This is a genomic window from Flavobacterium sp., assembly GCF_049590715.1.
Lineage (GTDB): Bacteria > Bacteroidota > Bacteroidia > Flavobacteriales > Flavobacteriaceae > Flavobacterium.
Map to the genome: position 1 here is coordinate 1 of NZ_JBAWDL010000114.1, position 12,426 is coordinate 12,426.

Sequence of the window (12,426 nt, forward strand, 5' to 3'; positions counted from 1 at the left end):
CTAATATCTTGTAATAAAACCTCTAATTCTTTAGATGTTTTATTAAAATTAGTATACATGGCATCGTCTTTCAGTAATTTACCCATAGTGCCTCTTCCTGACTCTAATCCAGCCATTATGCCATTGACTTTTACTACTGTATTATTTAAATTTCTTATGGTCTTGCCTAAATTAGCCTTGTTTATTGAATCTGAAATTTTAGAGAAATTACTTGAAATTTTATTAAAATTGGTTACAACACCTTTTATTTGCGTTTTGTTATCATCCAAAATAGAGTTCATACTTGCCGAAGCTTTATGGAATTCTTCCATTGTTTGACTCATTTCAGCCAAAGACTTTTTTAAATCCTCTTGTGCCTTTTTGTCTAAAACATTATTGACACCAGTAATCAATTGATCTGCATTTTCCATCAATTTCATAACTTTAGCTTGCAACGGAACTAATTCGGTTGTCAATTTTTCAGTCAAGCCAAGTCTAACACCTCCTATTAATCTGTCACCAGTAACGGCAAGTTCTTTATCTTGAAAATTAGGTTCTATGGAAATTTGCTTTCCACCTATAAAACCAGGCTCGTAAATTAGTGCCGCGCTTGTTTTTGTAATTGGAAATTCCGTTTTTATAAGAAGTTTTACCAATAATTTGCCTGTTTCGTGGTTGATTGTGATACCATTAATTTTTCCAATAACGAGTCCATTGAGTGTTACTGGTGCCGAAGAAGAAAGTCCTTCTACATTTTCATATTCAACAAAAAATGTTTTATAACTTGAAAAAAGATCTTTTCCTTTTAAAAAGCTATACCCCCAAATAAATAACAGTATCGAAGCAATTAATAAAATTGCTGTCTTAATTTCTCTTGATAGTTTCAAAATGTATGGATTTATGACAAATTTAATATAAAATAATTTAGAACTAGGACTTATTTAATTGCATCTTGAACGTTAACTTTTTTTCCTCCTACAAAAGCTGTTATAAATGCAAATTCATAACCTCTTGATTTAGCCTCTTCTAATAACTTTTTAGCTGCTTCATATTGAGAAGTTTCACCATACATATAACGGTATAAATTATTCTCATACGTAACCGAAATACGATCCAATCCTTTAAAATTCTTAGGTATTAATGCTAACTTTTTGCTTATTGCAGTAATTTGAACTTTAAAAACAGTGTCATTATTACTTTTACTCTCAAGATTAGTTGCCTTTATAGTGTCAGCGGTGTTGTTAATTGGAGCTGTTGTATCTTTTGTCACTGGTTTAGGACTTGGTTTTACAGGCTCATTAGCATCAGAACCATAGTATTCATTTTTATACCGAATTATTGCATTAGTAATAGATCTTGCAATTTCTTTTTGACCTTCTTCAGAATTTAATATGTTTCCTTCAACGGGATTTGAAATAAAGCCTGTTTCAATTAAAATTCTAGGCATATAGGCTTTGTGTAAAACCATAAATGGTGCTTGTTTTACACCGCCTCCTCTAATTTTTTTACCAATTTTTTCAAATTCATCTTCTACTTTACTTGCTAAAGAAATACTATTTTCAAGATATTCTTCCTGCATCAGCTTCATACCAATCATCGTTTCTGGTGAATTAGGATCAAAACCTTCGTATTTTCTTTTGTAATCTTTCTCCAAAGTAATAACGGAATTCTCCTTTTTTGCCGCTTCTAAATTGGATGCAATCTTATTCATACCCATCACATAGGTTTCAGTACCATCAGCTGCTGTATTTTTATTAGCATTACAATGTATGGATACAAAAACACTTGAATTTGCTCTATTAGCAATGTTGGCTCTTTCAACTAAATCAATAAATACGTCTGTTTTACGGGTATAACTCACTTCTACTTTAGGATACGCATCAAGCATCTCTCCTACTTTGAGAACTATAGCTAAAGCAATATTTTTCTCAACACGTCCGCTATATACTGCACCAAAATCATGAGCACCATGACCTGCATCCAAAGTAACTTTAAAAACATTAGATTGACTATAGGTAGAGAATGATGTTATAACTATAAAAAAAGTAAAAATTACTTTAATTTTATTCAAGGTGTCCATAAATTTTAAAGTTAATTTAATTTAGAAAGCTATCACTAGAATTTATTCAATTGATTATTTTTGGCAAAAAATAATATGTAAGTTTGTCACTTCAAATAACAAGCCATAATTTTTTACAAAAATAGTATTTAAACCTTTGCAGACAAACTTATTTAATATCGTTTTATTATCATTCATCCTAACCATTGGATATAATAATTTATATTCTCAAGATTTGCCAAAAAAGACTACTACCATTGCTCCTAAGAAACAATCAGACAAGTCTTTACAAACGGCAATAAAAACAAATCTAGAAACTACAAAACCTATTGATAGTATTAAAAAAGTAGACACTTTAAAAGTTAAAAAAGCATTTTTAGAGGGCAAAGTCAAATATAAAGCAGTAGAATATGCTAAAATTGATCAAAAAAAGAAACACATCACCTTATATGATCAAGCTGAATTATATTACCAAGATGTTGAATTAAAGTCAGGAATCATTGTATTAGATTATGAAAAAAATGAAGTTTATGCTGGACGAATTAAAGATTCTACTGGTAAATACACTCAATATCCCAGTTTCAAACAAGGAAGTAATGTGGTTGAACCCGATTCCATTCGTTTTAATTTTAAAACTAAAAAAGCATTAATTTGGAATTCAAGATCTGATCAAGGAGAATTTAAAGTCAAAGCTAGCGTTACCAAAAAAGAAAATGATTCCGTTTATTTTTTAAAAGGCGCACGATTTACCACTTCAACAAATGTGGACAAACCTGAATATTATTTTCAAACCAATAAAGTAAAATTTATCCCTGGAAAAAAAATAATTACTGGATTGACAAATATGGTCATTGCAGATGTTCCCACTCCTATTGCTTTGCCATTTGCTTATTTCCCTATGACAAAAGAAACCAGTGTTTCTGGAATTATTTTGCCTAGTTATAATGATTCTAACACAAGAGGTTTTGCGCTACAAAATGGAGGTTATTATTTTGCTTTAAGTGACAATTATGACTTAACTGCTATTGCAGATTACTATACTAATGGAAGTTATGGGATGCGATTTGAATCTTCTTACGCAAAGCGATACCAATTTAGAGGAAATGTGAATTTTAGATATGAAAATCTTATTTCTAGCGAAAGAGGTTATCCAGATTATTCTAACCAAAAAATATACAATCTTCAATGGTCGCATTCAAGAGATTCGAAAGCCAACCCAAACTCTAGTTTTTCTGCTTCTGTCAATTTAGGTAGCAGTAAATATTTTAACCAATCAATTAATCAGGCCAATATAGGTTCAACACTAAATAATACTCTAAGTTCCTCTATCTCGTATTCCAAAACATTCAATTCGGTTCCACAAGTCAGAATGTCACTTACAGCAACCCATTCACAAAATACTCAAACGGAAGCTATAGATATGACACTTCCTACCTTACAGCTAAGTGTGGATCGTATTTATCCTTTTGCAAAAGAAAATGAAAGTAAGAAAGGTTTTATAAAAAACATCAACTTTCAATACAACCTAAACGGAAGAAATAGTATAACAACAACCGATTCTCTCTTTTTTAAACCTCAAATGTTTAATGATGCAAAAATTGGGGCACAACACAGCATTCCACTTAGTACAAACTTTAAAATATTTAAGTATTTCAGCGCGTCAACATCTGCTAATTATGAAGAAGTTTGGACAGCTAAGACATTAAATAGAAGCTACGATACTGATAAAAGTGTTGTTGTAGATAAAATTCAAAACGGTTTTGATGCGTTTCGTACCTACTCTTTTTCATCAAGTTTAGGAACAACTATTTATGGTACTTTCAATTTTGGAGAGGATAAAAAAATAAAATCAATTAGACACGTCATGCGTCCATCGTTATCCTACAGCTATACTCCTAGTTTTGAAAAATACTATGACACTTATGCTACTGATGCCACTGGAACAATGACCAAGCAATATTCGCGATTTGAAAACGGTATTTATGGCGCTCCTGGTATGACTAATTCAAGTAATTTAGGGATTAGTATTAGTAATACTTTTGAAGCAAAAGTAACTGATAGAGACAGTACTAAGACGGAGCCTAAAAAAATAATGCTGCTTAATAATTTCAATTTATCTACCAGTTATAACCTAAATGCTGATGGTAAAACTAATTTAGCTTGGTCACCTGTAAGGGTAAGCGGGGGAACACAATTATTTAAAGAAAAAATGAATGTCAATTTCGGAGCGACTTTAGACCCCTATGCTATTGATAATTCAGGGAACAGAATCAACACCTACAATATTGATAATAACGGAAGTTTGTTTCGAATGACTAGTGCTAACATGACATTAAATTATGCCATATCGAGTAAAGATGGTAAGGAAAAAGATAAAAGTAAAGATTCTCAAACAACCCGAAACGGGGGTCGTGAAGATGATTTATTTGGTACTGCTAATGATTTTGGTAATAACCGAAAAAGTTTGTTTGACGGAAGTGAAGAGGAAGGAGATGATGTTATCTCTGAATTTTTCCATTCTAAATTACCTTGGGACATGACCTTTGCCTATTCCTTAACATATGGTAATAATAATCGAGAAAACAAAATCATAGCTAATTCTGTTATGATTTCGGCTAATACTGATTTAACGCCAAAATGGAAAGTAGGTGCTTCGACTGGATATGATTTTGTTCAAAATGGAGTTACGTATACCCAATTGCGTTTTGAAAGAGATTTGCTAAGCTGGAGAATGAGTGTTAACTGGACACCTTTTGGTGATAACTCTAACTGGAATTTCTTTATTGGGATTAAATCAGGAGTGCTTAGTGATATCAAATGGGATAAAAATAGTTCCATTAGAAGATAAACTCATTGACTAATAGTATGTGATTTCTTAAAGGTTCTAAAATTAATTATTGAAGATATTTTTTTAGTTTAATTATTTTGGGTTACCAAATAAATATAAATTTGTAAATTTACTTTTCTATTATTTTCAATTTTATTTTAACATACAATTATCATGAAACAAATCATCTTTACAGAAAAAGCCCCCTCTCCAATAGGACCATACAACCAAGCAGTTTTAAAAAACGACACCTTATATATCTCAGGACAGATCCCGATGCATCCTGAAACTGGTGAAATTATTACCGAATCCATAGAAGCAGAAACCAAGCAAGTAATGGAAAATTTAAAAGCCATACTTAAAGCGGCCGATATGACTTTTGAACATGTTGTAAAAACCTCTATTTTCATAACGGATATGAATGATTTTTCCGCAATCAATGCCGTTTACGGTTCATATTTGAATGAAACTACTGCTCCAGCTCGTGAAACCGTTCAAGTGGCTGCTTTGCCAAAAAATGTAAATATTGAAATCTCAATGATAGCCATTATTTAAAATCCACCACCTATTTTTTAATCCGTTTTCGTACTAAAATATGGGATAAAAATAAGTGGATGAACTCGGTATTTTCCTAGACAGCCGAAACTGCTGCATCAGCCCATTTATTACAATCTAATTTTTGAGGATTAAATTTTGAAATTGGATAATTAGCCTCACTCCATTTAGCTCCATAGGACATGATATTGTAACAAATAAACATCCCGAAACGCTGCTCTATAAAATTTAGCAACACTTCTTGAAGTACTCTCGCTTTGTCTGATTTTGGAATAAATCCAAATATTAACGGAAAAAAACAATAAAATACTTCCTTTAAAAGAGTTTTTCATTTTTTAGTTTTATTCTTTTTCAGTATCAAGAATTCATACCTCAAATTTGTTTTACCTCAATTTTCAAAATTTAAAAAAATTAATAAAAATCCCAGTAATCATATTTTTCTCCTTGTACATTTTCTTTTTTATCACCTAATTCAATGGCTTGTTCTCTCATTTCTTTGCGCATTTGAGCAATTAGCTCACGATTTTTGGGAAAGAATGATAAATCATACAATTCCCAAGGATCATTTTTAATATCAAATAACTGAGTCACTCTTGAACCTGCTTCAAAAACACCTTCTTTTTTGGATTCATCTTTGGCTCTTACATATTCAATTAATTTATAATCTCCTTTGCGCAAAGCTCTTTGAAATTGTCTATAGGCATGATAGGTTGAAGTACGAACTTGTTGGGCTTCTTTGTTCAAAACAGGCATTAAACTCTTCCCGTCAACTGAAGCTGGAATAGGCACTTTTACAAAATCACAAATCGTTGGAAAAATATCATGGATATAAGAAAAGGCATCGTAGCGTTCTCCTTTGTTTTTAATCAAATTTCCTGAAAAAATTAAAGGAACATGAATACCATCTTCATCATATATATTTTGTTTCCCCATCAAACCGTGGTTTCCTACTGCTAGTCCGCTATCTGCAGCAAAAACAATTAAAGTATTTTCATATTGACCACTTGCTTTTAGTGATGCAATAACTTTACCTATTTGAATGTCTAAGTGCGTAATAATAGCATAATAATCGGATAATTGTTTTCTAGCTACTTCGGGAGTTCTTGGCCACGGAGCCAATTCTTCATCACGCAAAAACATATGACCATTATCAAAAGGGTGTTGCAGCATATACGAAGGAGTTAATTGCATATTTGCTTCAGGATACATGTCCTTATATGACTGAGGTGCTTGGCGTGGGTCATGTGGGGCATGAAAAGCCAAATACATCATAAAAGGTTTTTTACTTTTATAATTCACAAAATACTTTGAGGCTGCTTCACTAATTACTTCAGATGTATGTGGTCCATTTTTTTCGGTTCCAATAGGACCCTTAAAAGCATTTCTAAGGGCAGGCTCTTTTACAATATTTCCATCTTTATCATAAACCAATAAATAGGATTCATCAAGACTAAATTCCCCCGCCTTATCCCAATCGTAAAAAGGCATTCTAAAATGGTCTTGTAAGTACAAACCTCGTCCCATTATTTTCTCTCCAGAAGTAAAACTACGTTTCAACGCATCACCATCCTGATGCCATTTTCCGATTACATGAGTATTATAGCCAGCACTTTGAAAAGCTTCTCCAATAGTCGTATTTCCCTTAGGAATGGTATGACCAATGCCACCTAGTTTAAACAATTGTTTACCAGTTAAAAGCATGGCTCTACTGGCCACACAGGTAGCCCCTGTGAAAGCTCCCATAAGGTAGGTATTTGTAAAAGCAACGCCATCTTTAGCCAAGGCATCGATATTAGGTGTTTTTACGTCCATACCGCCTAGTGCATGAACTCCTGTATAACGATGATCATCTGTAAAAATAACGAGAACGTTAGGTTTCTTTGATTTTTTTTGTCCATACGAGAGCACCGATGATGCGGCTAGCAGAACAACAAATAATCGTTTTGTATTGAATAAATAGCGATTCATTATTTAGTGTTTTTTAATATTCTTGCATTTTCTTCAGCTATTCTAGCTTTCTGCTTTGGATTCAAACCTTGCTTGTAATTGTCTTCTGGTTTGGTATAAATATGTGTTTTTTTCATATCTGGATCATTTACATCTTGGCTCAAGTCACAATCAAAACGAACTAAAATAGCATGATTGGTAGACCAACCGTTTACTGTAGTCAAATGGCTAATTCCCCAGGTAATTCCTCTACCATCTTTCGTGTCTGTAAAAGCATCTGGAATAAAAGGGCCTGCTGCATCGGGCATCAATTCAGTTACTGAAGCGATGTCAAAATTGATTCCGTCCTTAGCATATTGAATTGTATTGTGTTCGTTGCCATCACGAATTGTAAAGGCGGCAATACCTTCTTTGAAAGGGAACATCGTTGTCTCATGACCAGAGCCTAGAACAGGATTCAATGGGTTTTTAGTAAAAGGTCCCATAGGATTATCGGCTGTAGCCAAACCTTGCATACGCACTAGATTAGGTTTTCCGTCAAAATCTGATTTGTAGTATAAGTAAATTTTCCCTTTGTAAACCAATGGATAAGGATCGTGAATTGAGTATTGATCCCAAGCATCTTTAGGACCATTAGGAATTACTATTTGGTTCGTTGCAGTCCAAGGACCATCAGGAGAATCAGCATACGACATTAAAACAGGACAGTCATCACCACGGGTTCCGCTGGCTTCACTAAAACCTTGATAATACATATAAAATTTACCTTTCCACTTTAAAATATCAGCAGTAGCGACCGAACGATTTCCAATATTTGGTTTTGGTGGACGCGGAATAGCAACCCCTTGTTCTTCCCATGTAAAACCATCTTTACTAGTTGCATACCATATTTCGGCCAAATCCCAATCTGCAGACGGAATAGTTTCTGTGGCTAATTTAGCACCTTTAGGTGGTGTTGGAGTTTGTCTGTGTGTATAATAAACATAATACTTTCCATTTTCAAAAATCACTTTCGAAGGGTCCCGACGTGTAATTGTTCCGTCATGGTTGCTATAATCTAATCCTTTGATTTCTGTATATTTAAATTGTGTGTACAATTCATTTTCCTCAGGTCTTGGTGCCATATAATTGTCGTAATTACGCTGCATTGCTTTACTCAATTTTTGGTTTGGTTTCTCCGTGGGTAATTTGAATGGGAAGCTTTGTTGGGTCGTTTTACACGAAGTAAAAACTAAACCTAAAGAAGCAACGACACATAATAGTTTTTTGTTTATATTCATAATTTTAATATATATCAAATAGTAATTAGTTTGTTTATTTTTCTAATATAACATCTTCTCTTTCGTCAGCAGCTGTTATTTTAAAATTAATATTTTTGGTTGATAATCCATCAATATGTCTAGCATACATACCATAAGCAGGCAACACTTTAAAAAAGCTAAATTCAGGATATTTAGTTTCTTGTTCTTCAATTATCCCTACATCTGATTTTTTTCCTCCTCCAGGCAAAGTAATATTGATGTTTTCTAAAGTTACTTTACCAATTTTATGATTTGGCGTTCCTGTAATTAAAATACCTGATGGTGGATTAACACGGGAATTTTCAAGGCTACGTGTGGTGGCTTTTATGTTTTTGACAACCACATTATTTATAGTCCCTACTTTGCGTTTATCAGCTTCACGATAGGTATTTAATCTTTCGCCTAAACGGATAAAAATAGGCATTTCGACATCATCCATCTTAATGTTTTGAATGTTGATATCGTGAATATTGGCACCATCAACACTTAGTATTTTGATTCCACCACCACGAGTATCGTAAATTTCGCAATCTCGTATATCAATATTGTAAAAATCTCCCATAGATTCGGTACCAAATTTCAAAGCCCCCCATTCACTTTTTATTTTGCAATTGCGTACTTTTACATTGTAAGTAGGTTGTGAGCTAGTAGCTTTAATACAAATCGAATCGTCCCCTGTATCAATGTTGCAATTTTTAATTTCGACATCATGGCTCGAATCCAAATCAATACCATCATTGTTTGAATTTGCATGATTATAAACTGTCATCCCATCAACATCAATATTCGAAGATTGGTAAAAATGACACGCCCATGCCGCAGCTTGTCTAATGGTAATATCCTTTATTTTTATTTTGGTTGATTTTACAAAACGTAGTAAAAAAGGACGGTTTACACCAAAATCTTTAGTGTTTTTATCCAATCCTAAAGATTCAAATTTCAATTTTAATAATGGCATTGTAAAGGCTTCGCCATTTCCATCAATGATACCATGTCCTGTAATACCTATATTTTTTGCGTTCAGAGCACCAATCAAACAGTTTCCTCTAATTTTTTTCACTGCATCAGTAAAAGTATCAATACTTTGATAATCTAATGGATTAGAACTGCCCACTAGCTTGGCTTCTTTGGATATATTCAAAATCACATTATCTTTCAATAAAATAGTACCACTGATGAAAATTCCTTTTGGAATAATAACTGTTCCTCCTCCGTTAGTAGAACAGTCATCAATAGCTTTTTGAATAAAGATCGTGTTTACAGTTAAGCTATCTCCCTTAGCCCCATAATCAGTGACTATAAACGTCTTTTCTTTTTCCGTGAACGCACACACAATAATTAAAAACACTACGATGACTAGTGTTTTTATTCCATTTTTAAAATTTATCATTTATATAATATTAATTATTTTTTGCTATCAACTAATTTCCAAGATCTAACCCAATTATATGTAGTAGTTCTATCAGCAACAGAGCCAGTCATTCCTCCATCAGCAGGCGCTTTATTCCAATCATAAGTTTCTACTACCATTCGTAAAGACATTGCAATATCATAATCAGCAGGTGGCTTGACTTTATTAACAAATTTACCATCTAAAAAGAATAATACTTCATCTTTTGATTTCCACCAAACACCGTATACATGAAAATCATCATATACTTTTCCGTTCATCAATCCTCCTGCTTTATTAGATCCTTTTTCATAGTTACATCCTTCAGGAATATTTCTACTATGCGTGTTCGAATTCATTGATTGATCAAAATTTTTCATCCATTCGGCATTATTTACAATCTGTCCTACGCACTCTTGAATATCTAATTCCGTAGTTCTCTTATCACAACCTTTCAAATCTTTTCCTTCATTGATCAACCAAAAAGTAGAAGACATAAAAGTTTTATTAGCTTTCATTTCGCATTCGTAATAGCCATAAGTCATTGCGTTTTTAGAACCTACGTAACCACCACCATGTGTATAGGTTTTATTTTGTTTTACAATAGGTTCTGGCAATAATCGAGTTGTTATTTTCATGCTACCATCAGCTACTGTTATATTTTCGGCTTGAAATAATCCTGGAGCACGACCAATCCACCCTTGACCTGAAATTTGCCATTTGGACTCGTCTACTTTCTTCCCTTCAAATTCATCCGACATGTTTTTTACTAATTCCCATTTTTGTTTTGATTCCTTTGGATCTTGTTTTTTTTCAAAAACAGGTGATTTTTGTGCACAAATTATATTTGCCACTACTAGAAAGGTACCTATTGAAATTTGTTTCAAATTTTTAAATATTATTTTCATAAAATTAGTTTGGTTATTTATTCAGTTTTACAAAAGATAAACAATTTATACTTTTTTTAAATAATCTAATCGTTGAACAACTAATTTATCCTCCAATACTTTTTTATTTATTTTTTTACTATCTATATCAAAATGATATTTTTGATAAAAGTCTTGCATTAAAACCATTGTATTCAAAATCAATAAAGCTTCTGTTTCCTTATTAGATTGATACAAGGCTTGGCAAATTTGTTTTGAAGTATTTTGATGTGCAACGATTCCTAAAAATTCAGCAGCTCTTACTTTATTAATATTTTCAGAATCTAATTCCATCACGGATTGTATCGCAGTGGTTAATGATTTTGCTTGTTCTCCAAAAGAAGTTGCTGCAATAACTGCCCAATATCGTTCCCATTTATCACTAGAATCTAAGTATCTGATAATTTTAGGAGATGCTTTTTCAAAATCTAACAAAGCTAAATCAGCAATTTCATTGTACTTTTTAATCTCTTTTTTATGTTCTTTACCAAAAACTAATGGATTCTGAATTGCGTTCTCCAATAAATAAAATTCTGGATAAAAAGACAAATCAGGTTGCTTGGTCATCCAAGAACACAATTCTTTTCTTAGTCCTAGTAACTGTGATTTGTAAGCAGGATCGTTAACTAAATTTTTAGTTTCGAATGGGTCCTTAATCACATCATACAAAGCTTCAGGAGTTTTTGGCTCAAAAAATTGGGATTGAATTTTGTTCAACTTTCCTTGTTTGAATAAATCATACCATTCTTGATACGCTAATTGTTTGTAACGGTATACATTCATCAATCCATCAACATTAAATGGTTCAAAATTACGAACGTATTTAAGGTTCCCTTTTCTCAAACTTCGCACCATATCGTATTTTTCATCAAAACGATCCGCATAACCAAAAGTCTCGTCTCTTTTCTCTAAATCCTTAGCTGTGATATTTTTTCCTAAAAAAGGATTCCCATCCATTGTTTTAGGTACCTTAACACCTGCAAGATTCAAAACTGTTGCTCCAAAATCAACAAAACTCACGAAAGAATTCGTTCTAGAACCAGATTGAAAAACAGTCAAGTTTTTATATTTTTCAGGAACATGTACTACTAATGGAACGTGTAAACCAGTTTCAGTTAAATATCCTTTACTATCTGGTAATACCCCGCCATGATCACCATAATAGAAAATAATAGTATTATCATACAAATTATCTTTTTTCAATTGATCGATCACTTCACCTACTTCTTTATCCATCGCTACGATTTTATCGCGATAATAGGTATTTGAATATTGAAATAATTCTGTATTAGGATGATTGGGTTGTACAAAAACCGTCTTTGGATCAATTGCTGTTTTAGTAGTATTCATTGTTTCTTTTGAAAAATGAATGCGACTTTCGTGTGTTGTTTCGATGTTAAATACATAGAAAAAAGGTTGTCCTGGTTTCCTGTCCTTGTATG

Annotated in this window: 10 protein-coding genes; 2 read left to right on the forward strand and 8 right to left on the reverse strand. The window is 32.6% G+C overall.

All coding sequences use genetic code 11. The features are described 5' to 3' along the window. The coding region (locus WBQ70_RS05285) for an MlaD family protein (RefSeq protein ID WP_423911444.1) at positions 1–866 on the reverse strand (866 nt) is incomplete at its 3' end. 50 nt (positions 867–916) lie between these two features. Next, positions 917–2,059, reverse strand: coding sequence for an N-acetylmuramoyl-L-alanine amidase family protein (locus WBQ70_RS05290; RefSeq protein WP_423911446.1), 1,143 nt, complete (start codon positions 2,057–2,059; stop codon positions 917–919). A gap of 136 nt (positions 2,060–2,195) precedes the next feature. On the opposite strand from WBQ70_RS05290, the gene WBQ70_RS05295 reads away from it, so the two are divergent. Together WBQ70_RS05295 and WBQ70_RS05300 are read left to right on the forward strand one after the other, a co-directional pair. Beyond that, on the forward strand, positions 2,196–4,886 hold the full coding sequence (locus tag WBQ70_RS05295; RefSeq protein WP_423911448.1) for a putative LPS assembly protein LptD: 2,691 nt from the start codon (positions 2,196–2,198) through the stop codon (positions 4,884–4,886). Positions 4,887–5,039: 153 nt separating this feature from the next. Beyond that, complete coding sequence (locus WBQ70_RS05300; RefSeq protein WP_423911449.1) at positions 5,040–5,420, forward strand: RidA family protein; 381 nt, start codon at positions 5,040–5,042, stop codon at positions 5,418–5,420. 76 nt (positions 5,421–5,496) lie between these two features. Here WBQ70_RS05300 and WBQ70_RS05305 read toward each other — a convergent pair whose 3' ends face one another. The 6 genes from WBQ70_RS05305 to WBQ70_RS05330 form a co-directional block, all read right to left on the reverse strand. After that, entirely contained in the window at positions 5,497–5,625 is a 129-nt protein-coding gene (locus WBQ70_RS05305) for a hypothetical protein (RefSeq protein WP_423911451.1), read from the reverse strand. A gap of 206 nt (positions 5,626–5,831) precedes the next feature. Continuing rightward, entirely contained in the window at positions 5,832–7,388 is a 1,557-nt protein-coding gene (locus WBQ70_RS05310; RefSeq protein ID WP_423911452.1) for a sulfatase-like hydrolase/transferase, read from the reverse strand. Then, positions 7,388–8,647: a glycoside hydrolase family 117 protein gene (locus tag WBQ70_RS05315; RefSeq protein WP_423911454.1), complete on the reverse strand. Its 1,260-nt coding sequence runs from the start codon at positions 8,645–8,647 to the stop codon at positions 7,388–7,390. The genes WBQ70_RS05310 and WBQ70_RS05315 overlap by 1 nt, the downstream gene beginning before the upstream one ends. Positions 8,648–8,681: 34 nt before the next feature. Further along, positions 8,682–10,058 carry a glycoside hydrolase family 28 protein gene (locus WBQ70_RS05320; RefSeq protein WP_423911456.1) on the reverse strand — a complete coding sequence of 459 codons (1,377 nt, stop codon included), beginning with the start codon at positions 10,056–10,058 and terminating at the stop codon, positions 8,682–8,684. Between the two features lie 14 nt (positions 10,059–10,072). Then, positions 10,073–10,966 (reverse strand): family 16 glycosylhydrolase, encoded by an 894-nt coding sequence (locus WBQ70_RS05325; protein ID WP_423911458.1) that lies wholly within the window; start codon positions 10,964–10,966, stop codon positions 10,073–10,075. 45 nt (positions 10,967–11,011) lie between these two features. After that, positions 11,012–12,426 (reverse strand): sulfatase-like hydrolase/transferase (locus WBQ70_RS05330; protein ID WP_423911460.1); only part of this gene is annotated, 1,415 nt, incomplete at its 5' end.